Source organism: Streptomyces sp. NPDC127108, from assembly GCF_042677545.1.
Taxonomy (GTDB): Bacteria; Actinomycetota; Actinomycetes; order Streptomycetales; family Streptomycetaceae; genus Streptomyces.
The window spans coordinates 322,672-345,805 of record NZ_JBHXTE010000001.1 but is presented as its reverse complement, the minus strand read 5'-3'; the positions used below and the strand labels follow the sequence as shown (position 1 = coordinate 345,805).

18 protein-coding genes are annotated in these 23,134 nt (G+C 72.2%); 10 read left to right on the top strand and 8 right to left on the bottom strand.

Translation table 11 applies throughout. The features are described 5' to 3' along the window. Both ACFVHO_RS01500 and ACFVHO_RS01495 read right to left on the bottom strand, forming a co-directional pair. Positions 1-3,777 carry a hypothetical protein gene (locus ACFVHO_RS01500; protein ID WP_385708517.1) on the bottom strand — a complete coding sequence of 1,259 codons (3,777 nt, stop codon included), beginning with the start codon at positions 3,775-3,777 and terminating at the stop codon, positions 1-3. A 687-nt stretch (positions 3,778-4,464) separates the two neighbouring features. Further along, positions 4,465-4,956, bottom strand: coding sequence for a MarR family winged helix-turn-helix transcriptional regulator (locus ACFVHO_RS01495; protein ID WP_385708514.1), 492 nt, complete (start codon positions 4,954-4,956; stop codon positions 4,465-4,467). A gap of 137 nt (positions 4,957-5,093) precedes the next feature. On the opposite strand from ACFVHO_RS01495, the gene gap reads away from it, so the two are divergent. Beyond that, a complete protein-coding gene (gene gap / locus ACFVHO_RS01490) occupies positions 5,094-6,098 on the top strand; it encodes a type I glyceraldehyde-3-phosphate dehydrogenase (RefSeq protein WP_385708511.1) in 1,005 nt (334 codons plus the stop codon). A gap of 110 nt (positions 6,099-6,208) precedes the next feature. On the opposite strand, the gene ACFVHO_RS01485 is transcribed toward gap, so the two are convergent. After that, on the bottom strand, positions 6,209-6,736 hold the full coding sequence (locus ACFVHO_RS01485) for a hypothetical protein (protein ID WP_385708508.1): 528 nt from the start codon (positions 6,734-6,736) through the stop codon (positions 6,209-6,211). A gap of 325 nt (positions 6,737-7,061) precedes the next feature. Here ACFVHO_RS01485 and ACFVHO_RS01480 point away from each other — a divergent pair, with 325 nt between their 5' ends. Continuing rightward, on the top strand, positions 7,062-9,584 hold the full coding sequence (locus ACFVHO_RS01480; protein WP_385708505.1) for a tetratricopeptide repeat protein: 2,523 nt from the start codon (positions 7,062-7,064) through the stop codon (positions 9,582-9,584). Between the two features lie 111 nt (positions 9,585-9,695). Here the strand turns inward: ACFVHO_RS01480 and ACFVHO_RS01475 are convergent, their stop codons facing one another. Together ACFVHO_RS01475 and ACFVHO_RS01470 are read right to left on the bottom strand one after the other, a co-directional pair. Beyond that, positions 9,696-10,697 carry a CAP domain-containing protein gene (locus ACFVHO_RS01475; protein ID WP_385708502.1) on the bottom strand — a complete coding sequence of 334 codons (1,002 nt, stop codon included), beginning with the start codon at positions 10,695-10,697 and terminating at the stop codon, positions 9,696-9,698. Then, positions 10,694-10,993, bottom strand: coding sequence for a hypothetical protein (locus tag ACFVHO_RS01470; RefSeq protein ID WP_385708499.1), 300 nt, complete (start codon positions 10,991-10,993; stop codon positions 10,694-10,696). Before ACFVHO_RS01470 ends, ACFVHO_RS01475 begins: the two co-directional genes overlap by 4 nt. A gap of 197 nt (positions 10,994-11,190) precedes the next feature. Between ACFVHO_RS01470 and ACFVHO_RS01465 the strand changes: the two genes are divergently transcribed. Next, positions 11,191-12,579 (top strand): S41 family peptidase, encoded by a 1,389-nt coding sequence (locus ACFVHO_RS01465; protein WP_385708496.1) that lies wholly within the window; start codon positions 11,191-11,193, stop codon positions 12,577-12,579. Here ACFVHO_RS01465 and ACFVHO_RS01460 read toward each other — a convergent pair. Continuing rightward, positions 12,573-13,130, bottom strand: coding sequence for a transposase (locus ACFVHO_RS01460; RefSeq protein ID WP_385708634.1), 558 nt, complete (start codon positions 13,128-13,130; stop codon positions 12,573-12,575). The genes ACFVHO_RS01465 and ACFVHO_RS01460 overlap by 7 nt on opposite strands. Continuing rightward, positions 13,127-13,666: a winged helix-turn-helix domain-containing protein gene (locus ACFVHO_RS01455; protein WP_385708493.1), complete on the bottom strand. Its 540-nt coding sequence runs from the start codon at positions 13,664-13,666 to the stop codon at positions 13,127-13,129. The genes ACFVHO_RS01460 and ACFVHO_RS01455 overlap by 4 nt, the downstream gene beginning before the upstream one ends. Before the next feature lie 77 nt (positions 13,667-13,743). Between ACFVHO_RS01455 and ACFVHO_RS01450 the strand changes: the two genes are divergently transcribed. The 4 genes from ACFVHO_RS01450 to ACFVHO_RS01435 all read left to right on the top strand — a co-directional run bounded on the left by ACFVHO_RS01450 (position 13,744) and on the right by ACFVHO_RS01435 (position 16,193). After that, entirely contained in the window at positions 13,744-14,559 is an 816-nt protein-coding gene (locus ACFVHO_RS01450; RefSeq protein WP_385708490.1) for a GNAT family N-acetyltransferase, read from the top strand. A gap of 154 nt (positions 14,560-14,713) precedes the next feature. Beyond that, positions 14,714-15,274, top strand: a complete 561-nt coding sequence (locus tag ACFVHO_RS01445; RefSeq protein WP_385708488.1) for an RNA polymerase sigma factor — start codon at positions 14,714-14,716, stop codon at positions 15,272-15,274. Next, positions 15,267-15,542, top strand: a complete 276-nt coding sequence (locus ACFVHO_RS01440; RefSeq protein WP_385708485.1) for a hypothetical protein — start codon at positions 15,267-15,269, stop codon at positions 15,540-15,542. The genes ACFVHO_RS01445 and ACFVHO_RS01440 overlap by 8 nt, the downstream gene beginning before the upstream one ends. A 132-nt stretch (positions 15,543-15,674) precedes the next feature. Beyond that, entirely contained in the window at positions 15,675-16,193 is a 519-nt protein-coding gene (locus ACFVHO_RS01435; protein ID WP_385708482.1) for a GNAT family N-acetyltransferase, read from the top strand. Between the two features lie 87 nt (positions 16,194-16,280). On the opposite strand, the gene ACFVHO_RS01430 is transcribed toward ACFVHO_RS01435, so the two are convergent. Beyond that, positions 16,281-17,906 carry an MFS transporter gene (locus ACFVHO_RS01430; protein ID WP_385708479.1) on the bottom strand — a complete coding sequence of 542 codons (1,626 nt, stop codon included), beginning with the start codon at positions 17,904-17,906 and terminating at the stop codon, positions 16,281-16,283. A 153-nt stretch (positions 17,907-18,059) separates the two neighbouring features. Between ACFVHO_RS01430 and ACFVHO_RS01425 the strand changes: the two genes are divergently transcribed. The 3 genes from ACFVHO_RS01425 to ACFVHO_RS01415 all read left to right on the top strand — a co-directional run bounded on the left by ACFVHO_RS01425 (position 18,060) and on the right by ACFVHO_RS01415 (position 23,097). After that, complete coding sequence (locus ACFVHO_RS01425) at positions 18,060-21,590, top strand: BTAD domain-containing putative transcriptional regulator (protein ID WP_385708476.1); 3,531 nt, start codon at positions 18,060-18,062, stop codon at positions 21,588-21,590. 170 nt (positions 21,591-21,760) lie between these two features. Continuing rightward, a complete protein-coding gene (locus ACFVHO_RS01420) occupies positions 21,761-21,943 on the top strand; it encodes a hypothetical protein (RefSeq protein WP_385708473.1) in 183 nt (60 codons plus the stop codon). A 14-nt stretch (positions 21,944-21,957) separates the two neighbouring features. Continuing rightward, positions 21,958-23,097, top strand: a complete 1,140-nt coding sequence (locus ACFVHO_RS01415; protein ID WP_385708470.1) for an NAD(P)/FAD-dependent oxidoreductase — start codon at positions 21,958-21,960, stop codon at positions 23,095-23,097. The last annotated feature ends 37 nt before the right edge of the window (positions 23,098-23,134 follow it).

The following is a 23,134-nucleotide window of genomic DNA, read 5'->3' as shown; positions in this document are numbered from 1 at the left end:
TCACGCCACCTCCGCGAAGGCCGTGCAGTAGTCGAAGACGGGGTCGACGCGCGCTCCGGTCACCGGGTCCACGTACGGGGACATCAGATCGGTGAACGTCGGCGGGGCGATGCCCGGGGCGGCCGCGCCACCGGCGAGCGCGAACGACGCGCTGCTCCCGGCGAACCGCTTCTCGCATCGGATCGTCACCGACGTCTCGAAGAAGCCGATCTCGATGCTGATGGTCAGGCTGGCCCGGCCGACCGCGTAGCCGTCCTCGTAGCCGAACTCCAGGTAGAGCTCGATGGACGCCGAGACGATGCCGAGGACGTCGACCTCGCCGCGCGCACGGAGATAGCCGACGAGTTTGACCTTGTTGCGGGGCGAGCCTGGGCCCCCGGTCAGTTCGAGCCGGAAGTAGATGCCGGCCATCACCGACAGGCTGCCGCTGGCCACGCCGAAGTCCATGGACACGGCGGCCCCGAACTCCAGGGCCGCGTCCAGGACTGCGATCTCCTTGGGGCTCAGCACGATGCCGAAGTAGCCGCCGCCGCCCAGCATCGACACCGTCAGGCGGAACGGCGCCTCGCGGCGGCAGAAGGAGAACCCGGCCTGCAGCGGCGTGTCCCCGATGAACGGCACCGAGAGCGCGGCGTTCAGGGAGATGTTCTCCAGGCTGAAGACGCCGACGGCGGCGTTCGGCAGCTGCATGGAGAAGTTCGCGTGGATGCCCGAGCCGTCGACGGTGATCGCGGGTGGGTCGCTGAAGCCGTCGAGCGGGATGATGTTCCGCAGGGTCTGGACGAACGCCAGGTTCCCCACGAAGTCGATGCCGCCGAACTTCACCTCGACGTCGGGCTTCTGCCCGGCGCGCATGCCGAACCGGATCCGGTCGAACTTCAGCACGATCGCGTCGAAGCCGGGCACCATGCGCAGCTGGAACCTGTCCAGCGTGCAGGAGACGTCCGCGGCCTGGGGCACGTCCGGGCGCAGCGAGCCGCGCAGGTCGGCGACCAGCGTCAGCTTGCCGAACGGCCAGAACACCGCGTTGTCGGGGCTGGTGGGCGTCGGCTTGCCCGGCGACCAGGGCTTGATGTCGGGCTGCCACTGCAACCGTGAGTTGACGACGTCCGGCAACTTGGCGCCGAGGGCGGCGAGTTGGATCGCCTGCTTCAGGGCGAGGGCCTGGCCGACGGCGTCGTCCCAGGTGGCGGCCTGCTCGGCGATGCGCGTGAGCAGCTGCCGCACGCCGGTGTCCACGGCGGCGGGCAGGGCGACGCGCAGCGCGGTGAGCGCCTCGGAGAACGCGTTGAAGGCGTTCTCCACCTCCCTGATGGGGAGGGGGTCGGGGTCCTGTTCCAGATGGCTGGTGATGAACTCGACGAGGGTTTCCGCGAACAGCGCCGCCGCGTCCGTCACGCGGATGACCTGGTCGGCGATCTCCGGGAACTGCTCCTCGACCGAGGCGAGCAGATCGCGCAGCCCGCGCAGGTCGTTGAGGAATCCCGTGACCGCGTTGACCGTCGCCGTGAAGAAGTTCGGCGCCTTGAGGTTGTCCAGGCCGATCTCGCTCATGATCTCGGTGAGCGGGAACATCCCGAACAGCTTCGCCTCGGACAGCTTCGCGAAGAAGTCCTTCGGATTGAACCGGCCCTGCGCGAGGTTGGCCCACTTGTCGATGGCGGGGCCCGCGTCCGCCTCGGGTCCTGGCGGAGGGGCGGGGGTCGCGGCGACGGGCCCGGTGACCCGGGAGAGCCCCGCCACCGGGAAGCTGGGCTGGGCGAGCGCCCCCGCCGTCTGCCCGCCGTTGCGGAACGTCAGGTCGACGGTCTCGGCCAGCTCGATGAACAGCTGCCCCTTGTTCGCCTCGGTGAAGGCGTTGGTCACGTACGGCTCGGGATAGAACACCGACTGCGTCCCGTCGCCGCCGGAGACGGTGTTGAACTGGCTCAGGGCGGGGACGACGGCCCGCGCCCAGCGCACCGTCGGCAGGAACCGGGGGTGGTCGGTGGGGTCCAGGGCCAGGATCGACGGGGTGGTGACGGCGCCCCACACGAACTGGGCGGTGGGCAGCGTCGTGTCGTCGGGCTTGCGGCTCGGCGCGTACGCCACGGACTGGCCGCGGACGTCCGCGACGACTCGCCGTACGTCGGCGTCGTCGAGGTCCGGTGGCTCCGGCCGCCGCGCGTCGGCGATCAGTCCGTGATAGTGCTGGATGATCTTCTCGACGTCGGCGGCGTTCTCGTGTACCCGCTTGCCCACGAACGCCATGGGCGTGGCGAATTCGAGGACGCGGCCGTCGACGTCGACCATGCTCACCTGGAACCGGAACGGGTCCTCCGTGAGGGTCACCGGGAAGAAGGCGAACTTGTCGTTGGGGTCGCCGCCAGGTGTGGACAGGCCTGGGATCGGCTTCGGCGGCAGCAGGTCCGGTGTGACCAGGGTGAGCAGCCGGACGCTGGTGAAGGGGAAGAGCCTGCGCAGCCGCTTCTGGTCGTCGTTGTCCGCCGTCGAGCCGTACGCCCGCACCGGCTCGCGGACCATGATGAAGAACCGCTGGTTGAGGTAGGCCGCGTTGTCCGGGCGGTCGTGGTCGAACTTCCGCTCGGTGACCTTGACGAGGTCGGCGAGGTGGCCGAAGGGGAAGAGGCGCCCTCGGTACATGACGCGTACGTAGTGGTCGCGGCCCATCGAGGCGCGGTGCCGCCACTGCGTGACGCCGAAGCCGGTGGGCGGCCGTTCCCACACGCCGAGGGAGTCGAGCCAGCCGCCGAGGGACGACAGGACGAGGTGGTCGACCTTCACCGGCGCGGGCGTGAAGTCGCCCGGCAGATTGGTGTTGGAGCTCAGGTGCACCACGGAGGAGCGGTCCGTGGTGGTCAGCGCCATCGTGAATTCGCTCGGGCTGTCCAGCGGGCGCGGGTCGGCGGGGTTGAATCCGGGGTCGCGCGTCCACACCGCGCGGGCGTCGCCCGCCGGCATCCGGGTGTGCCACAGCTCGATGCGGCCGTCGGGGGCGGGGAGTTCGGTGGTGTGCGTCCAGGTCGTCGTCTGGGGCGGGGACAGGAGCAGCCGGTAGGGGAGTTCGATGCCGGTACGGGGGTTGGCGGGGTCGGCCAGGGGGTTCTCGGGGCCGGGGCCGAGGGCGGCTGCTCCGGCCGACCGCTCGGACGGCTCGGCCGGGGTGGGCGCGCTGCGGAGGCCTGCGGCGACGGGGCCGTGGGGGCCGTGGCGCGAGGAGAGTTCCGCCATGGTCCGGGCGAGGCGCAGGGCTTGGAAGACGTCGTCGGGCCGACGGGTCATGGCCTGGCGCAGGCCCGCCGCTGCGGCGGGTTCCCGGGCCGCGTCCACGACCCGCAGGGGGAGCGTCCGCATGGCGGTGAGCAGCCCGGATTCCGTGTACGGGATGACGTCCCGGGCGCCGACGGCGAAGACGAGGACGCTGCGGCCGCCGATGCGGGAGGCGACGGGCGGTGGCTTGTGCGGCTCGCTGCCGCCGGGGGCGGCTGGTGCGTCAGGTGTGTCGCGTGCGTCAGGTGCGTCAGGTGCGGCGCCCGGTGCGGTCGGCGGCTCCGGTTCGGGGATGCCCTCGCTCACTTCGAAGAAGGCCTGTTCGGCCACGTGCTGGGGGCCGAACGTGACGACGAGGTAGGCCGGTTGGGCGGGGTCCTTGCGGATCAGGCGGCGGGGCCCGATGAGGGGGCGGTCGATGCGGAGCCCCTGGAACAGGAAGTGAAGGTCGAGCAGGTCGGTGGCGCGCAGGAGCCGGTAGGGCTGGGGTGACGGTGGCACGGACATGCGATTCCCCCGTGGGACATCGGACGTGGGACGTCGGCCGGACCGAGGCCCACTTGAACCATGTGTCGGGCTGGAAACGTGCGACGGACGTGGTCGGGGAGCTGTCTCAGGGCGACGGCGAACGCGCCGACTGGCGTGCTCGGGGCGGCGCTCGGTGAGACATGGGGGCGCGGAGCCGCGTGGAGTGGACCGGGCACGCGGGTGCGCGAAGATGTGAGAGATGCGAGAGATGTGAGAGACGCGAGTGACGTGAAAGGCGCTGAGGATGTGGCTGAGTGGGAGGCCGCGGGAGCGGACGTGAAGTGGGGCGGGTCCCGTGAGGGGGGACCGGCGCTGTGACGAGTGGTGCCCTTTTCTGCAACACGCTTTCTATCGCACGCGCGGGGCTATCGTCTCCGCCGGTTTCGGCCTACTCGCACGGCTCGGAAGGCGTACGACCGGGGGCGTCACGCACCCGGTGACCCGCACCAGGGACCGGGGAACCCGGGCGCAGGGCAACGTGCGCGGATCACGGACGAGTTGCGTCCTGACGCGTTCAGCAACCGCTTGCCACATACCTGCCCCCTCCCCGTGACTCCTCACTCCCAGGCTCCCTGACACCACGGGGCACATGTCTACAGGCGGCCTCGTATGTCACCCCATCGGGTGAACTTGCGGATTGGCTGGGTTCCGACGGTGCGGGGCGGATCAGCGTTGGGCGCGCCCGAGTTCGGCCAGGCGGGTCAGGGCGGGCAGGGCCTCGGTGATGGACTGCCGCTGCTCCGGGGTCAATTGGGCGATCAGGGGGGTCAGATGGCGGGTCCGGTCCTCGTGGCGGGACCGGCCGATGCGGCGTCCGGCCGCGGTGATGTGGACGAGGACGGCGCGCCCGTCGGTCGGGTCGGGGCGGCGCTCCACCAGGCCGTCGCGCTCCAGGCGGGTGACGAGCTGGGTGATGCCGGGCTGGCTGACCTGCTCGGTGCGGGCCAGGTCGCTCAGGCGCATCGGGCCGTCCCCGAAGGCGAGGGTATCCAGGACCGACAGCGTGGTGAAGGGCAGCTTCTCCAGGACCGGCAGGCGGATGTAGAAGCGGTTGAAGTTCTCGAGGGCGGCGGCGAAGGCCTCCGCGTCCAGGCTGCCGTCGGCGCCGTTTCCCCCGCCGTTCTTCGCGGTCCCGCTGTTCTTCATGGTGTCGTCCACTCCAAAAATATATCGCACACTTAATTAAGTTGCTTATGATGTTTTCGTCGGCGCACCGCGACCTCGACGCGAGGGGCGCCGCACGCCTCGTAGGCGCAAGAACCGCACGCCTCGTAGACGCAAGAAAGGACAGCCCCATGACTGTGCGCATAGGCATCAACGGCTTCGGCCGGATCGGCCGGAATGTCTTCCGGGCGGCGGCCGCCCGTGGAGCGGACCTGGAGATCGTCGCCCTGAACGATCTCGGTGACGTTGCCACCATGGCCCATCTGCTCGCGTACGACTCCGTTCTCGGCCGCTACCCGGGCGAGGTCGCCGCCGGGCCCACGGGCATCCGCGTCGGCGACGCGACCGTGCGGGTCCTGGCCGAACGCGACCCCGCCGCCCTGCCCTGGGGAGACCTCGGCGTGGACGTGGTCATCGAGTCCACCGGAGTGTTCACCGCGGCCGCGAAGGCGCGGGCGCACGTCGACGGCGGCGCGAAGAAGGTCATCATCGCCGCCCCGGCCGACGGCGAGGACGCGACGCTCGTGCTCGGCGTGAACGAGGACACGTACGACCCGGAGCGCCACACCGTCATCTCGAACGCCTCCTGCACCACCAACTGCCTTGCCCTGCTTGCCAAGGTGCTGCACGACGCCGTCGGCATCGAATCCGGAATGATGACCACCGTCCACGCCTACACCCAGGACCAGAACCTCCAGGACGCCCCGCACAAGGACCCGCGCCGGGCCCGTGCCGCGGCCCTCAACATCGTCCCCACCTCCAGCGGCGCCGCCAAGGCCATCGGCCTGGTGCTGCCCGAACTCCAGGGCCGCCTCGACGCGTTCTCGCTGCGGGTGCCCGTCCCCACCGGCTCGGTCACCGACCTGACCGTCACGACCACGCGCGCCACCACGGTCGAGGAGATCAACGCCGCGTACGCCGAGGCCGCCGCGGGCCCGCTCAAGGGTCTGCTCGCCGCCACCGACGCCCCGCTCGTCAGCACCGACATCGCGGGCGACCCGGCCTCCTGCGTCTTCGACGCCGGACTCACACGCGTCCTGGGCCCGCAGGTGAAGGTGGTCGGTTGGTACGACAACGAGTGGGGGTACGCCAACCGGCTCGTGGATCTGGCGCTGTTGGTCGGCAACAGGCTCTGATCGCCCCGGAGTCCGGGCCTTGGGGGCGCGGGCGGGAGCCGCCCGTGCGTGCGGAGGGGCTCCGGCCCGCCGCTGGGGGCAGCGGACCGGAGCGGTTCCTCGCGGGCGGGTCAGTTCCAGGGGTTGGCGGGCTGGTCGTTGATCGCCGTCCAGAAGCGGGTGCCCGCGGGCACCTCGCCCTTGGCCCAGTAGCTCCAGCCGCCGGAGCTCTCCAGGTTCGGGCCGTACCGGCCGTCGTGGAACTCGGCCATCCGCCAGCCCGCGCCGAAGGTGTTCGCGCAGACGCTGTCGGCGACGGCGCGGCTGGTCAGGCGCGTGCCGCGGATCGGATTGCTCGCGGCGACGGCGCCGCGGGCCCAACCGGCGTAGAAGTTGGGGGTGATGCCCGTGGGCGCGGCGCTGTTGTCGATCTTGAGGCACAGTACGGGGAGAGCGGTGGTGACGGCCGTGTCACCGGTGTACGCGTTGCTGAGCGGGCCGCCGCCCACCTGAACCGTGCCGCTGGGACCGTCGGCCAGCAGCGTCCAGGTCATCGCCTTTCCGTTGTTGTCCGGCGCGGCCGCGGCGGGGCTCGCCGCTCCGGCGGCCACCATCAGGGCGGCGGCGCCGAGGGACAGAGCCATCTTGATCGGGCGCAAGGCTTCTCCTCACGGATGTCACATCACGGATGTCACACGAGTTACGTGCCAGGGCGATCACGGATTCTTCACGTTCTTCAGATTTTCTCCAAGGGTGAGAATGCGTCATCCAAGGCGTCAGGAACCGGGGCACAATGGGCTGGCGGCACGGTGGCCCGGCGCGTCGGGGAGCGGGCTCCGTCATGTGCGGCTGGGGGGGCGTCCATGACCAAGTGCGGGGTCGGGCCGAGAATTTGTCGGCGCGAGGTCGGTCCGAGAACGTGTCGGCGCACCGGAGTCGGGCTCGGCCCAGTCGGGTGCCGTCCGGCCGGACCGTGGACAGGACATGGCCGGGTCGGGTGACGCCCGCCGCCGCAACGGCCGCCTCGCGATGTCGGCCGTGGTGGGCGCACAGGTCCTGGCGGGCGCGGCGGTCAACCTCCTCACCAGTTCCTGGAACTGGCTGGTGCTGTGCTTCCTCGTGGCCACCGTCGTGTGCTGGGTCGCACTGGAGGCCCGGCGCACCGACCCGCTCCCGCCGGCCCCCGCGCCCGGCGGCTCCGAAACGGGCTCCCTGGTACCGCCCTGGGGACTGCGGCCGCGCCGCATCCGCGGCCGTGACACCACCGTGGGACGGCTCACCCGGCTCACCACCGCGCCCGACGGCTGCTTCCACGTGCTGTGCGGGCTCGGCGGCTGCGGCAAGACCTCCATCGCCCTGGAGACCTGCGCCCGGGCCCGCGCCCGAGGCCTGCCGACCTGGTGGCTGCGGGCCCCCGACGGCGCCGCGCTCGACACCGCCCTGATCGCCCTGGCCCGGGGGCTCGGCGCCGACGAAGGACGCGTCGACCGGGCGCGGATGAGCACGCGACGGCTGCTCGACCTGGTGTGGGCGCACCTGGACGGCACGTCCGGCTGGGTGCTCGTCTTCGACAACGTCGACGTCCCCGAGGCGCTCACCGCGACCGGCGTCCCGATCCGCGACGGCAACGGCGTCATCCGTGGCTCGCTCAGCGGGCTCGTCCTGGTGACCAGCCGTCAGGCCGACCCCCTCGTCTGGGGCGACGGCGCGGTCCTGCACGCCGTCGAGCCGCTCACCGACGCCGACGGCGCGCGGGTGCTCCTCGACGACGCGGGCACGGAGGCCGGGGACGCGGCAGCGGCGGCGGCGCTCTCCCGGCGCCTCGGCGGACTGCCGCTTGGCCTGCGCGCCGCCGGACGCTACCTGGCCTCCACCCGGGCCGCGCTCGACGGCGTGTCCTCCTTCGCCGCCTACGCCGACGCCCTGGAGACCCGCTTCGGCCAGCTCTTCCCCGCCGACGTCGCCGGCGCCCGGCCCCAGGAAGTCGTCACCGCGACCTGGGAGTTGTCCCTGGACCTCCTTGCCGCGCGCGGACTGCCCGCCGCCCGGCCCCTGCTCCGCCTCATCACCGCGTTCGCCGCCGCGCCGGTCCCGGTGGCCCTGCTCGAACCGTCCGTGCTGCGCCGCCGCCGGGTGCTCGGCCGCGGCCGCCACGGGACGCTCCACCGACTGGTGCCGACGGGCCCGGCGCGGGGGCGGACCACGGTCACCGCCGCGGACGAGACACAGGACGTCCTGGCGGGCCTCGCCGCCCTCGGCCTGGTCTCCCTCACCGTCTACCGCGCGTCCCAGCCGGGCACCGCGCCCGTGCCGTGCCTGTTCGTCCACCCGCTGCTTGTCGACGTCAACCGGCACCGGATGCGCACCGACGACGCCCACCGGGACGCCTCGGAGCTGGTGGCCCACCTCCTCGCCGAGGTCTGCCGGGACCACGCGGGGCACGATCCCGCCGAAGCGCCCTGGTGGATCCTGGTGGCACCGCACTTCGCGGCGGTCCTCACGGGCGAGCCCCTGCCACGCACCGCCTCCACGGACCTGCTGCCCGAGGCGATGAAGGCCGTGGAAGGGCTGCGGACCGCCGGGAGTTACGCGGCCGCCCACGACCTCGCCCGCGTGGTGCTCGCCGTCAGCGCGGACGTGTTCGGCGAGCGGCACGCGGACACCCTGCGCAGCCGCAACAACCTCGCCGAAGTGCTCTACGCCCAGGGCAAGTGGCGCGAGTCGGAAGCCGAACACCGCACCACCCTGCGCATCAGGCAGGAGGCCCTCGGCCCGCTGGACCCCGACACGCTGCGCAGCCGCAACAACCTCGCCGAGGTCCTGTACGCCCAGGGCAAGTGGCAGGAGTCCGAGGTCGAGCACCGCAACACCCTGCTCGCCCGGCGCGAGGTGCTGGGCCCCGACGCCCCGGACACGCTGCGCAGCCGGGCCAACTTCGCCTGGGTCCTGAAGGACCTCAGACGCTTCGACGAGGCCGAGGCCGAATGCCGGGAGGTGCTCAGAGCAAGCCGCAGGGTCTGCGGCGCGGGCCACCCCGACACCCTCACCATCCACAGCGACCTGGCCTGGATCCTGCGGGAGCAGGGGCGGGCCGCGGAGGCCGAGGCCGAGATCCGCGCCGTCCTCGCCGACCGCACCAGGCTGCTCGGCGCGGACCACCCGGACACCCTCGGCTCCCGCAGCAACCTCGCCGTGGCGCTGCGCGACCTCGGCCGGCTCGCCGAGGCCGAGCGCGAGAGCCGCGCGGCGCTCGAAGCCCGCGCCCGGGTGCTCGGCGAGGACCACCCCGACACGCTGACCAGCCGCAGCAACCACGCCGCGATCCTCCTCGACCAGGGCAGGGCGGACGAGGCCAGGGCCGAGAACGAGGCGGTGCTCGTCGCACGCTGTCGCACCCTCGGCCCCGATCACCCGCGGGTGGCCACGAGCCGCAGGAACCTCGCCCTCGCCCAGCGGCGCTGCGCGGGCGGCCGGAACGTCGAAGCGGCCGACGTCACGGGCTACTGAGGGCGTACGAGCCCCGGTCGGGGGCGTCGGGGAGCCGGTGCGGAGGCGGTCGGCGGCCGGTGACGGCCGCGCGCCGAGGCACGGAGGTCACCGACCGCTGAGGTCACCTGCTCACCGCGCGCCGAAGTTCTGCGTCCACCACGGTCCGCCGGAGCCCTTCACGATGCCCACCCCCAGCTCCTTGAACGAGCAGTTGAGGATGTTGGCGCGGTGGCCCGAGCTGTTCATCCAGGAGGTCATGACCGACTTGGCGGTCTGCTGGCCGCGGGCGATGTTCTCGCCGTAGGTGCTCCACCGGTAGCCCGCGGCGGTGATGCGCTTGCCCGGGTCGGTGCCGTCGGGGGAGGTGTGCGAGAAGTAGTTGCGGGCCTTCATGTCGGCGGAGTGCCGCTGCGCGGCCAGGGCGAGCTTGCTGTTGTTGGTGACCGGGCGGCAACCGGCCTTCTGGCGTTCGGCGTTGACCAGGTTCAGGACCTGCTGGGCGGTCGAGCCGGAACCCGCGCCCGAGGGGACCTTGGGCGTCGGCGTCGGGGTCGGGCGGGTCGTCTTCACAGGCGCCGGGGGCTTCGGCTTCTCGGGCTTCGCCGTCGGTGTCTTCGTGGGCTTCTTCGAGGGCTTCGCCGGCTTGGCCTTCTTCGGCTCGGCGGGCTTCGACGGGGACGCGGCCTTGGACTTCTTCGCCTTCGGCGTGGAGGACGGCGCCTTGCTGGACGGCGTGGGCCCGTCCGTGTCCTTGTCCGTGTCCAGGGCGGCCGCGGCGGCCGTCTTCTCGGGGGTGTCGGAGCCGTCCGAGCCCCACTGCATGACGGCGGTCAGCGTCGCGATCGCCGCGATGCCCGCCCCCGCCGCGATGGCCTGCCGACGGCGCCGCGTGGTGCGCCGCTGCCGCAGCTCGGCGCGGGAGCCCGAGGCTCCGGACGCGGCCGGGGATATCGCCGTGACGCCGTCGACGAGGTGCGCGTCGGCGCCGTGCGGCGAGGGGTACGCCTGCCCCGGGCCGGTGGCCGCGTCGTACGCGTACGGGTCGGGGTGGTGCGGGTAGGGGCCGCCGGGCGCCGTGGGGTCGGCGGGGTGGGGGTGGGACAGCGGGTCTGCCGGATCTTGTGGATTCATGGTGTGGGGGAACGCCTCGGTGTGGTCGGAAGGGGACGGACAGAGGAAACGAGCAGGTCGGCGCGGTCCGGGGACGGGACGCCGTGGTGCGTGTCCTTGAGGAGCTCGGTCGGGGCGGTCAGGTGGATGGTGCCCGCCGCCAGCGGAGGTACGGGTGCGGGGCCGGTCGGGACCCGCTTCGTGGGAGCGAGGAGCGCGCCGTGGCGCGTGTACGCGGCGCACGCGCGGGTGGGGTGCGCGAGGCGCCCCGCCACGGCGCCGTCGACCTGCTCGGGCTTCCGCCGATCGTGCTGCACGACGCTCTCCTCTCCTGGTTCCTGTGTGGCCTCGCTGATGGGGAGATCCTGCGGGCTGGGGCGGCATAACAGAAAGCGAAGAGATTGCTTTGAGAGCCGGGTCACGTTTCTCGGCTGTGAGGGCCGGGACATGTTCTCGAAGGAGGGGAAACACCGAAACGGGAGGAATGCACATGCGAAGGGTGACGACGGCTGCGATGGCGGCTCTGACTCTCACCGTGGGGTCAGGTGTCACCGCGGGGGCGGCGACAGCGATCACACCAGCGAAGACCGCACCGGCAGCAGCCCGAGCGGAGTCACCGACATCTGGTTTGTGGCGTGTGGATGGATATGGTGCGGTGTGGTCGATTCGTGATGGCGTGCTCCAGGAGTACGAGACCACGTCCGTGAGCTGTCTCAAGGGCGACGTCGCGAAGCGGACGGGCCCCGGTCGCTACCTCGACGGGAACGGCGTCGGCCTGACCCTGCGCGCGGGGCCCGACCGGGACCGGGCGATCCTGCACATGGACGGCACCACGGGCCACCAGGAGCTGCGGCGCGTCGGGAAGCTCCCCGCCACCTGCACACGACCGGCACCGCAGGGCCCCGTGGCCACCTTCGACACGTTCTGGCAGACGTACGAGGAGAACTACCCGTTCTTCGCCGCCAAGGGCATCGACTGGCACGCGATGCGCGACCGGTACCGCCCCAAGGTGCACGCCGACACCACCACCGAGGAACTGTTCACGATCTTCTCCCAGATGCTCGACCCGCTCGAGGACATGCACTCCGGGGTGGGGTACGGCGACAAGGTCTTCAACCGGGGACGGTCCGGAACGGTGCCGCCCAGCGAGGAACTGGACGCCCGGGTGAAGAAGTTCGTGCTCGCACGCGACCTGAAGGACGCCGAGCACGTCCAGGACTTCGCCAAGGGCCGCATCACCTACGCCGACCTGCCGGACGGCCAGGGCTATCTGCGGATCTCCGGCTTCAGCGGGTACGCGGGCACCGGCTCCCCGTATGCCGAGGATCTCGCCGAGCTGGACCGGGCGCTGGAAGCCGTCTTCACCAAGGACCGCACCCGGAAGCTGCGCGGCCTGATCATCGACCTGCGGATCAACGGCGGCGGCTCGGACGCCCTGGGCGTGCATCTCGCCGGGCGCCTCACCGACACCGGCTACGTCGCCTACTCCAAGCGCGCCCGCAACGACCCCGCCGACCCCACGCGGCACACCCGCCCGCAGCCCGTACGCGTCACGCCCGCCGCCGGGCCCCGCTACACCGGACCCGTCGCCGTGCTCACGGGCGGGTCGACGGTGAGCGCGGGCGAGACGTTCGTCCAGGCACTGATCGACCGGCCGGGCTCGTCCGTGCGGATCGGGCAGTCCACGCAGGGCGTGTTCTCCGACGTCCTGCCGCGCAGGCTGCCCGCCGCCGGTATGGGGACGTGGCTGCCGAACGAGGAGTTCCTGACCCGGTCGGGAACCACCTTCGACGGCCCCGGTATCCCCCCGCACCTGACCGAACCGGTCTTCACGGAGGAGGAGTTCGAGAAGAACCGGGACTCGGCCTTCGACAAGGCCCGGAAGATCCTGCGGAGTTACTGACCTTCAGGGGGTGATGTCGTCGAGGTAAGGCCGGTTGCGGTGAGGCATCCGTCGATGAGGTCGCTGCGGTACTGGATCTGGCGGAGGCCCTGCCGCAGGGCTCTCAGCAGATGGTTGGGGTCGGCGAAGGCGGTGTTGGCCTGTCGTCTGCGCCGCAGTGTGGACCAGACCCCTTCCACCGGGTTGAGGTCGGGAGTGTAGGACGGCAGCTGGAAGACGGTGATCCAGCCGTGCTCGGCGACGAAGTCGCGAAGCCCCACTGTGCGATGAGTGTTGAGGTTGTCCCACACCAGAACGAGCGGAGCGCCGAGCTGTTTATGGGCGGCGCTCAGCAGATCGCGATAGTCGGTCCAGGAGAAGCTGCGGCGTCCGGATTTCGTATGGCCGCCATGGGGGTCGTGGAGGATGTGCCGGTAGATCAGGCGCGATCGCTCGCCGGGTTTGTAGCAGCACAGAGCGGCCACCGAGACCCGGCCCCGGGATCGTCCCCTGACCCGGACCACCGGGGTGTGCCCGCGCCTGGACCAGGTGCGGGAGGTGGGCGGCGTCATCGAGAAGCCGGCCTGGTCCTCAAAGACGATCCAGCCGCCGAGCGCCGCCGCGGTGCTTCCACCTGGGGCCACGTGTCCTTCACCCAGCCGGTCACCGCGTCCTCGTCCCGCTCCAGCGCCCGCCGGGCCGGGACCTGGTGGCTGAACCCGTGGCGGTGCAGCATTTCCGCGATCGCCGACAGCGAGAGCCTCTTGTGGAACCGGCGCCCGATCAGCGTCTTGATCCTCGCCAGGGTCCAGGTCTGGTCCTGCCAGCCGTGTGCGAGTGGCCCTTTTGCCAATTCCTGCTCCAGGACTGCGAACAGGGCCTCGCTCAGCTTCGGCCGGGCAGCCGACCCCCTGGAATGCAGGGCCTGCTGTCCGCCGTCCTGCCAGGCAGCGCGCCAGCGTTGCACCGAACGCAAGCTGACCCGCAGTTGCCTGGCCACCACCATGTTGTCCTGCCCCGCGGCGAACATCCCGGCGGCCTCCATCCGGATGCGCTCCCGAAACGCCCGCCGCTCGGCCGTCAGCCCACCGCCTTGCGGATACCTCATGGTTCAGACCTAGCGCGACGGCCGTCACCTGTCAGCCCTCCACGACATCACGCCCGGAAGGTCAGTAGCCTGACGAGATGGTGAGCAGGGGCGGGTCGAAGAGGGGCGGGGCGGCCGGGGACCAGGCGGCCCGAGGGGAACCGATCGGGGACGAGGCGCGGCTCCTCGCCCTGGAGGTCGACGCGATCCACGGGCTCGTCGCGGAATCGGGGGAACCGCCCGCCGTGCGGGACGCGACCGTCCTTGCCGTCTGGGCGTGGTCGCCGCGGGCCCGGCTGCTGGCCCTCGGCCCCGGTGTCGCGCCCCGCGCGGACGGCGAGCCCGTCGCCCACGTCGACGACGAGCCGTACGACCCGGACCGGCCGCCCCGCACGCTGGAGCGTCTGGCCGCCCACCTGGGCGGCCAGACGGCGTCCGTCGAGGGCGGCCCGTCCTGGCTCTTCCCCGCGCGACTTGCCGTCCCGGCCCCCGGCCCGCTGCCCGTCCTGGCCTCCACCACCGAGGGCCGGGCGGCCGCGCGGGACCTGATCCGCCCCGACAACTGGCAGCCCGGCGAGTGGGCCGACCTCATCGGCGGGAGCCTGGGGGAGTGGGCCATGGCCATGCACGGCCGGGAACCCGTGTCGATCTGCCACACCCCCGCGGCCAACGACCTCGCCGCCGAGGCGGGCATCTGGACCCGCCCCGACCACCGGGGCCGCGGCCTCGCCCGTGCCTGCGTCGCGGCCTGGGCACAGCGCGTACGCCCCACCAAGGACGTCCTCTTCTACAGCACGACCAGCACGAACCACGCCTCCCGGGCGGTGGCCCGCGGCCTGGGGCTCACCCCGCTGGGCGCGATCTGGACCGTGCGCCCGGAAGCCACCCGCCCGGCCCCGCCGCAGGAGGGGTGAATCCTTTGGCGGCCCTGGTGCCTCTTGTGCATGTGCGGACAGCTCCGTCGGCACAGGAACTGGAGGTTTGTCGTGATCATTGGTGCCGTCATCGTCGCGGCTGTGCTCATCTGCGCGTGCACTCTCGTCGTGCGGCGTCAGCGGGGGCGCTCGCGTGGCTGACGTGAAATGGCCCGGGGACCAGTTGATCGCCGCGGCACAGGAGGGTGATGTGGAAGCCACGGCCGCGCTGGTGAGCGGCTCGCACCCGCATGTGCAGCGGTTCGCTTACTCGTTGTGCGCCACTCCTCAGGACGCGGAGGACGCCGCGCAGGAAGCGCTGATCATCCTGTATCGCAAGATCGGAATGCTGCGGGCTTCCGGAGCCCTGGCGTCGTGGATGTTCCGGATCGTGCGCAACGAGTGTCTGCGGCGGGCGCGACTGAGCCTGCGCAGCCACGGGCCGGTCCCGGACACCGTGGTGCCGTCGTTCGAGGACGAGGTGCTGCAACGCCTGGAAGCGGGCCGGGTGGCGGCGGCGATCGCCGACCTGCCCGCCGACCAGCGGCGTGTGCTGATCCTGCGGGACATCCAGGGCTACAGCGGGCGGATGGTCGCCGATGCGCTCGGCCTGAGCACCGCGGCGATGAAATCGAGGCTGCACCGTGCCCGTGCGGCGGTCCGCCAGGCATTGCAGGCGACACCCGATCCTCTTCCGGGAGCGGGCCATGACTGACCGGCGGAGCTTCGCCAGCACGTCGTTGCCCCGGCATCTGGCGCGCGGCGCGCTGGGATTCGGTGCCTTGGCCGGTTCGGTGCTGCTGATCCCGGTGGTCGGGCCGGTCGGCCTGCTGCTGGCGCCGCTGGGGCTGCTCGCCTTGCGCGGGTGCCCCATGTGCTGGGCGATCGGGCTGCTGCAGACCATCTCGAACGGCCGACTGCGACGTTCGTGCGTGGACGGTCACTGCGAACTGTCCGTCGCCCGGCACACCCGTTCCACATAGACGCCGTTAGGGAGGATGCTGGTCCTTCTCGCCCCAGCGGGGAGGGCCAGCAGACGGGTAGGTGAACGCCTTCCGGCCGATGCACGGTAATTCTGTTGAGCGCCGGGCCCACGCACTCGTACGTTCGGCGGCGTGACGAAATCCGCGACTCCCCGCGACCGGGTCCCCGACCTCCCCACGGAGCTGCCGGACCTGGTGCTCCAGGAACTGACCGCCGAGGACGCCGACGCGTACTACGCGCTCCTGGACCGCAACCGGCAGCACCTGAGCCGCCTCGGCGACTACCAGGAGGAGAGCCGCGCCACCCCGGCCTGGGTCCGCGCCCACCTGGCCGACGACCCCGGACCTGATCTGCGCTACGGCATCCGCCTCGGCGGCGAACTGATCGGCCGCGTCGACCTCATCGCCGTCGACCCGCCGAACTACGGCACCGGCTACTGGATCGACGAGGCCCACCAGGGCGCGGGCCGCGCCACGGCCGCCTGCGCGGCGCTGTACGGACACGCGGCGCGCGAGCTCGCGGCGACGGACATCTACGCCGGGGTGACGCACGGCAACGACCGGAGCGTGGCGCTGCTCGGGCGCCTGGGCTTCGAGCGGGTGGCGGAGTTCGCGGAGTACACGCGCTTCCATCTCGCTCTTCAGAAGTAAGGCCACACGCGACAGCACGGCACGGGGGTGGTGTGGCGGACGGCGTTCTACGCGCGGTTCGCCACACCACCCCCTGCCAGGTCGTCGTCAGTGACTCTCGCCCACAGGAACCTTCGCCTCCGAGGCCCCGCCGGACGTCTCGCCGGACCTCTCGGCGGGCGTCTCGCCCCCGGCCTCCTCCTCGAAGCCCGTCCGCGCCTGCCGCAGCAGCACCATCGCTGCCACCGCGAGCACCGCCACGACGGCGCCCGCGATCCCGGCGGCGACGTTCAGGCCGGAGGTGAAGGCCTCCTGCGCGGGTTCAAGGAGCTGCTCGCCCAGAGGGCCGGGGAGTTCACGGGCCGCGGCGTCCGCGTTGGCGAGCGTGTCGCGGGACGCGTGCGCGGCGTCCTCGGGGAGGGCACGGGGAAGCGTGTCGGCGGTCTCGTCGCGGTAGACGGCCGCGACCACGCTGCCGAGACCGGCGATGCCGAGGGCGATCCCGAACTCCATGCCCGTCTCGGACATCGCCGCGGCCGAACCCGCCTTCTCCGGCGGGGCCGAGCCGACCACCAAGTCCGTGCCGAGGACCATCATGGGGCTGATGCCGATGTAGACGAGGACGAGGCCGGTCACCAGGAGGGGCAGCCCGCCGCCGCTGTCCACCTGGGTGATCAGGGCGTAGCCGACCACCGAGACGAGCAGGGTCCCGCCGACGACGTACCCGGGACGGATCCGGCGGGTCAGCGCCGGGGTCAGCGACGAGGCGACGATCAGCGCGACCGCGGCGGGCAGCAGCCACAGGCCGGCCTTGAGCGGCGAGAGCCCCTCGACCAGCTGCAGGTACTGCGTGATGAAGAGGTAGAGCCCGCCCATCACACCCAGGCCGAGGAGCAGCACCAGGAGCGCGGCGCTGAACGCGCGGCTCCGGAACAGCCGCAGGTCGAGCAGCGGGTCGGCCAGGCGGCGCTGCCGGAGCACGAAGAGCACGCCGAAGACCGCGCCGGTCAGCAGCGCCGCGACCGCGAAGGCGTCGATGCCGTGCTCGGCGAGCCGCTTGATGCCGTAGATGCCCGGAAGCACCGTGAGTAGGGACAGCACCACACTGGCCGCGTCGATGCGACCGGCGGCCGGGTCCCGGTACTCCGGGAGCAGCAGCGGCGCGGCCACCAGCAGCACGACCATGACGGGCACGCCGAGCAGGAACACCGAACCCCACCAGAACCACTCGAGGAGCACACCGCCGAGGACCGGGCCGACGGCGATGCCCACGGAGAAGCAGGTGACCCACACGCTGATGGCCACCCCGCGCTGCCGCGGGTCCTTGAACATGTTGCTGATCAGCGCCAGCGTGGACGGCATCAGGGTGGCGCCCGTGATGCCGAGCAGCGCGCGGGCGGCGATCAGCATCTCGGGGCTGGTGGACGTCGCCGCCAGGACCGAGGCGAGACCGAAGCCCAGGGCGCCGAACATCAGGAGTCTGCGGCGGCCGATGCGGTCGCCCAGCGTGCCCATCGTCACCAGGAACCCGGCGATCATGAAGCCGTAGATGTCGACCGTCCACAGCAACTCGGTGCTGCTCGGGCCCAGATCGGCGCTGATGTCGGGCACGGCCAGATTCAGCACGGTCGCGTCGAGCGCTAGCAGGATCGTGGGCAGCGTGAGCACGAAGAGGCCGAGCCATTCCCTCGGTCCCGCCGCGTGCGCCGCTCTCGGTGTGTTCGACGTGCTCATGGCGGGACCTTTCACAGAGGTGTCTGCTCCCGGGCTTGATCGCCGGGGCGGACGTCAGCTTGCGGCCGAGCACTCACGAACCGCTCTCCGCCCGCTCACCGCGCTCTCACGCCCGCCATCCCGCAGGTCACAGCGCTGAGTTACGGTGACGCCATGCGATTCGGGGTGCTGGGGCCACTGGCCGTGTGGACGGCGGACGGCGACCCCGTCACCGTGCCGGGGCCCAAGACCCGCGCCCTGCTGGCCGCGTTGCTGGCGCACGAAGGGCGGCCCGCGTCCGCGGACCGGCTGATCGACGACCTGTGGGGCGAGGAGGAGCTGCCCGGCAAGCCCGCGGCGGCCCTGCAGACCAAGGTGTGGCAGGTGCGGCGCGCCTTCGAGGACGCCGAGCCCGGCGGCCGTCAGCTCCTGACGCTTCAGGAGAGCGGCTATGCGCTGCGCGCGGACCGGGAGAGCGTCGACTCCGGCAGGTTCGGCGCGCTGACGGTCCGCGCGCGAGCCGCCGACGACCCGGTCGTCCGCGCGGGGCTCCTGTCGGACGCCCTCGCGCTCTGGCGCGGTACGGCGTTCGCGGGCTTCGAGGACACCCCGTTCGCACGGCCGGTCGCGGTCCGCCTGGAGGAGGCTCGGCTCGCCGCCGTGGAGGAGCACGCGGAGGCGCGCGTCGAGCTCGGCGCGTACAGCGACGTGGCCGGGGAACTGGGCGCGCTCGTCGCCGAGCACCCGCTGCGGGAGCGGCTCCGCGCGGTGCAGATGCGCGCGCTCTACGGCGCGGGCAGGACGGGCGACGCGCTGGCCTCGTACCGGGAGCTGAGGGTCCGGCTCGCGGACGAGCTGGGGCTCGACCCGGGGCCGGAGCTGGTCGCCCTGCAGCAGGCGATCCTGGAGCAGGATCCGGCGCTCGGCGCGGGGGCGGTGCTGCCTCGGGCCCGTGCGGTGTCGGCTGACGGCTCCCGGGCGGTGCGCGTCGAGGACGACCGTGCCGTACGACAAGGGGAAGACCGCGCTGTACGACATGGCGCAGACCGTGCCGTACGACCTGAACGCGACCGCGCCACGCGACGCCACGCAGACCCCCCTGTACGCAGCGGCGCAGACCGCCCCGCACACGGCGACGAGTCGTGCCCCGCACCCAGCGAAGAGTCGCACCCCGCACCGCCTCCCGCCCCACGCCCGCGCCCCGACCTGCCCGTGCCCCTCACCGAACTCATCGGCCGCCAGAGCGCGTTGGCCGAGGTGACGTCCCGGCTCGGCTCGGTGCGGCAGTTGACGCTGACCGGGGCGGGCGGGGTGGGCAAGACGCGGCTCGCGCTCGCCGTGGCGGCCCAGGTGGCCGGTGACTTCCCCGACGGCGTCCTGCTGGTCGAGCTCGCGTCGCGGGGGCGTACGGAACCGGCGGACGCGCCGCACGCCGTCGCGGAGGCGGTCATGGCCGCGCTCGGCATCCGCGAGGAGACCGCCTCCGAAGCCGTCGCCCCGGGCAGCCCCGCCGCACCCGCCGACCGGCTCGCCGAAGCGCTCGGCGACCAGCGGCTGCTGCTGGTCCTCGACAACTGCGAGCACGTGGTCGACGCCGTCGCCGACCTGGCCTCCGTGCTGCTGCGGCGCGCCCCCGGTCTGCGGGTCCTCGCCACCAGCCAGGAACCCCTCGGCATCCCCGGCGAAGCCATCTGGGCCGTACCACCGCTCGACGTACCCGACCCCGCACGGGACGAGGACGTGGCGGACGTGGCACGCGCCAGCGCCGTACGGCTCTTCGTCGCGCGGGCCACCGCCACGGCCCCCGGCTTCCGCCTCGACGCGGGCAACGCTCACGACGTCGCGACGGTCTGCCGTCGGCTCGACGGAATCCCGCTGGCCCTCGAACTCGCCGCCACGCGCGTACGGGCGCTCGGCGTCAGGGAGTTGGTGGCCCGGCTCGACGACCGGTTCCGGCTGCTCGCCACCGGACACCGGGGCACCCCGCCCCGACAGCAGACCCTGCGGGCGATGATCGACTGGAGCTGGGAGCTGCTGACCGCACCCGAACGGACCGTGCTCCGCAGGCTCGCCGCGCACACCGACGGCTGCACACTGGCCGCGGCCGAAGAGGTGTGTGCGGGTGAAGGCCTGCCGCCCGAGGAAGTCTTCGACCTGCTCGCACGCCTGGTGGACCGCTCACTGGTCGTCGCCGTCGACAGCGGCGACGGGCTGCGCTACCGGCTCCTGGAGTCCGTCGCCCACTACGGCGCGGCCCGCCTGGAGGAAGCGGGCGAGGCCGGGAGCGTACGCCGTCGGCACCGTGACCACTACACCGCACTCGCCGAACGCGCCGCGCCCCACCTGCGCGGCCACGACCAGCGACGCCGACTGCGGCTCCTGGACGCCGAAGCCGCCAACCTGCGCCGCGCCCTCGACGAGGCCGTGCGCGACGGCGCCGCCCACCACGCGCTGCGCCTGGTGAACGCGCTCGCCTGGTACTGGTTCCTGAGGGGGCGTCTCAGGGAGGCCGTCAGATCCCTCGAAGCCGCGCTGGACACGTCGCGACGGCATGCGGGACCCGCCGCGACCCCGGAGTCCCTCGTCTCCGCCCGGGCCCAGGCGCGGGCCTGGCAGGCCGGATTCGCCGTGCTCGTCGGCGACGACGCCGACCGCACGGAGTGGAACTGGGGCGCCGTCGAACTCTCCAAGGACATCACGGACCGGCGCGAGGGCGCCCGCGCCCAGTGGTTCCTCGGCTTCGCCCTGTTCGGCGTGGGCGACCAGGCCGCCAGCGAAGAGCTGATCCGCCTCGCCCTCGACGGATTCCGCGCCCTCGACGACCAGTGGGGCCTCGCCGCGGCCCTGTGCGTCCGCGCCAACCAGGCCCACGTACGCGGCGACCTCGAAACCCTTGAGGACGCCGGACGCCGGAGCGCGGCCCTCTTCTCCGAACTCGGCGACAGCTGGGGGCAGTTGCTGACCGTCGAACCCCTCGCCGGACTCGCCCAGATGACCGGCGACTACCGGCGGGCCGCCCGGCTCCACGAGGACGGACTGCGCATCGCCGAGGACCTCGGCCTGTGGCCCGAGGCCACCGACCAGCTCTGGGGCCTCGGCAGCACCGCCACCCTCACCGGCGACCACGACGCGGCGCGCGCCTTCCACGAACGAGCCATGCGGATCGCCGTCGAGCACAGCTTCAAGCCGGGCGTCATCCGCGCCGAGACCGGCCTCGCCCTCGGCGCCCGCCGCGCGGGCCACCTCGAGGCCGCCGAGACCCGGCTCCGCCAAGTCCTCCAGTGGTTCACCCACACGGCCTTCGAACCGGGCATCGCCCTCGCCCTCGCCGAACTCGGCTTCATCGCCGAACAGCGCGGCGACGCGGCGACGTCCCTGCGACTCCACCTGGAGGGCTGGGCCGCGGCCCGCAACACCGGAGACGCACGCGCCCAGGCCTTCGCCCTGGAAGGCCTGGCCGGAGCCCACGCCGCCGACTGCCGCCCCGCGTGCGCCGCCGTCCTCCTCGGAGCGGCGCACACGGCGAGGGAGTCGGTCGGCATGCCCCTGCCGCCCGCCGAGCGCGGTGACGTCGACCGGATCAGTGCCGTGGTGCGCGAATGCCTGGACGAGGAGGAGTTCGGGGCCGCGTTCGCGCGTGGGGCCGCGATGACGCCCGAGGAGGCGGTGGCTGCTTGCCGCTTGGAGGCTCGGGCTGTGGCTTGACGGGGGTGTTCGCGGGGCCTGAGCCAGGGGGATGAAGGGGCGCCACATGTGGGTGACGTCGACTTCCGATCCGGTGACGGGGCGGCGGGTCCGGCTGATGCTCGCGTCATGAGCATCGGATACAGGCGTCCGCGCCGTACGAACTCCACCGGGTGGCCCGTATCGCAGCTGTGACCGCGATGCCGGCCTGGCCCACCGCCGCCTTCTCGGCCCCCGGCGTCAACGAGAGAATCCATGGCAACCCCGGAGACGATGAGATCCAGGTCCTGCTGAACGAGGGCGAAGTCGACGGCGGCGAAGGCAACGACCATTGCCTTGTGAATGAGGGCATTGTGCTCAATTGCAACCCGTAGCCAAGGGGGCGTTCGTGGGAAGCGGATCCGTGGAGTGGCCTGGACGCGCTGGTGTCCGACGTGTCGCAGTCGTCGGCGTGGGCATCGTCGGGGCGAGTGTGGGCTGGAACCTGTCCCGGCTCGGCGCCGAGGTGGTCTTCATCGACGCGGGCCGACCAGGGGAAGGCGTCACCAACTGGTCCTTCTCGTGGGCCAACGCCAGCACCAAGACCGCGCGCAGGTCCTACTTCGACCTGAACGTCGCGGGCATGGCGGCCCACCGTGAGCTCGCCGGGACCATCGGGCCGGACCCGTGGTGGCACCCCAGCGGCCACCTGCGGTGGGCGGACGATCCCGCAGCGGAGGCCGAACTCCTGGAAACGGCCGAACTGCTGGGCCGCTGGGACTACCGAGTCGAGACGTACACGGGCGCCGAGGTCCGCAGCCGCCTAGAACCTGCTCTCGTACTGCCCGACACGCTTCCCGTCGTGTTCTATCCCGACGAAGCCTGGGTGCACGGGCGTCACCTCGTCGGCCGCCTGGTCGGCGAGGCCGTCGCGTCAGGCGCCGAGCTCCGTTCCGGCACCGCGGTCCGTGACATCGGTACCGATGCCGACGGGAGCGTCCGGACAGTCGCCCTGTCCGACGGCAGCCGTCTCGACGTCGACATCGTCGTGAACGCGGCGGGTCCCAGCGCGTCTCTCGTCGCCGGGCTCGTCGCTCGGCACCTGCCGATGCGCAGGGAACCCGGCGTCCTCACCCGGCTCGACTGTGCTCAGGTCCCCCTGCACCGAGCCATGCACGCGCCTCACATCGAGATACGTCCCGACGGAGACACTTCGGTGGTCCTCCACAGCCGCGAGATCGACGCCCTCATCGACACCGGCGAAGACCCAGGCCAACTCGCCCGGATGCTCCGCGAATCGGCGCGCCACGTCGTCCCCGAGCTTGGCGACGCCCGCATCGCGGAGACACGAATCGTCGACCGGCCCATCCCCGCAGACGGTTTCCCCTCGGTGGGAGCGGTGCTGTCCGTGCCGGGCTACTACGAGGCCGTCACTCACAGCGGCATCACGCTCGGGCCGGTGATCGGCCGCCTGCTGGCCTCGGAGATCCTCAGCGGGAAGAGGGACGAGCTGCTCGCGGACTTCTGTCCCGAGCGGTTCCCTGCGTGACAGCTGCTTAGGCGCCGCTACGGAGGTGGGCATCCGA

What these genes read in the sequence shown, in the direction of transcription:
- ACFVHO_RS01500 (WP_385708517.1), bottom strand. Translation starts at nt 3,777, where the DNA reads ATGTCCGTGCCACCGTCACCCCAGCCCTACCGGCTCCTGCGCGCCACC.
- gap (WP_385708511.1), top strand. Translation starts at nt 5,094, where the DNA reads ATGACTGTGCGCATAGGCATCAACGGCTTCGGCCGGATCGGCCGGAAT.
- ACFVHO_RS01480 (WP_385708505.1), top strand. Translation starts at nt 7,062, where the DNA reads ATGGCCGGGTCGGGTGACGCCCGCCGCCGCAACGGCCGCCTCGCGATG.
- ACFVHO_RS01475 (WP_385708502.1), bottom strand. Translation starts at nt 10,697, where the DNA reads ATGAATCCACAAGATCCGGCAGACCCGCTGTCCCACCCCCACCCCGCC.
- ACFVHO_RS01465 (WP_385708496.1), top strand. Translation starts at nt 11,191, where the DNA reads ATGGCGGCTCTGACTCTCACCGTGGGGTCAGGTGTCACCGCGGGGGCG.
- ACFVHO_RS01460 (WP_385708634.1), bottom strand. Translation starts at nt 13,130, where the DNA reads ATGACGCCGCCCACCTCCCGCACCTGGTCCAGGCGCGGGCACACCCCG.
- ACFVHO_RS01455 (WP_385708493.1), bottom strand. Translation starts at nt 13,666, where the DNA reads ATGAGGTATCCGCAAGGCGGTGGGCTGACGGCCGAGCGGCGGGCGTTT.
- ACFVHO_RS01450 (WP_385708490.1), top strand. Translation starts at nt 13,744, where the DNA reads ATGGTGAGCAGGGGCGGGTCGAAGAGGGGCGGGGCGGCCGGGGACCAG.
- ACFVHO_RS01440 (WP_385708485.1), top strand. Translation starts at nt 15,267, where the DNA reads ATGACTGACCGGCGGAGCTTCGCCAGCACGTCGTTGCCCCGGCATCTG.
- ACFVHO_RS01430 (WP_385708479.1), bottom strand. Translation starts at nt 17,906, where the DNA reads ATGAGCACGTCGAACACACCGAGAGCGGCGCACGCGGCGGGACCGAGG.
- ACFVHO_RS01425 (WP_385708476.1), top strand. Translation starts at nt 18,060, where the DNA reads ATGCGATTCGGGGTGCTGGGGCCACTGGCCGTGTGGACGGCGGACGGC.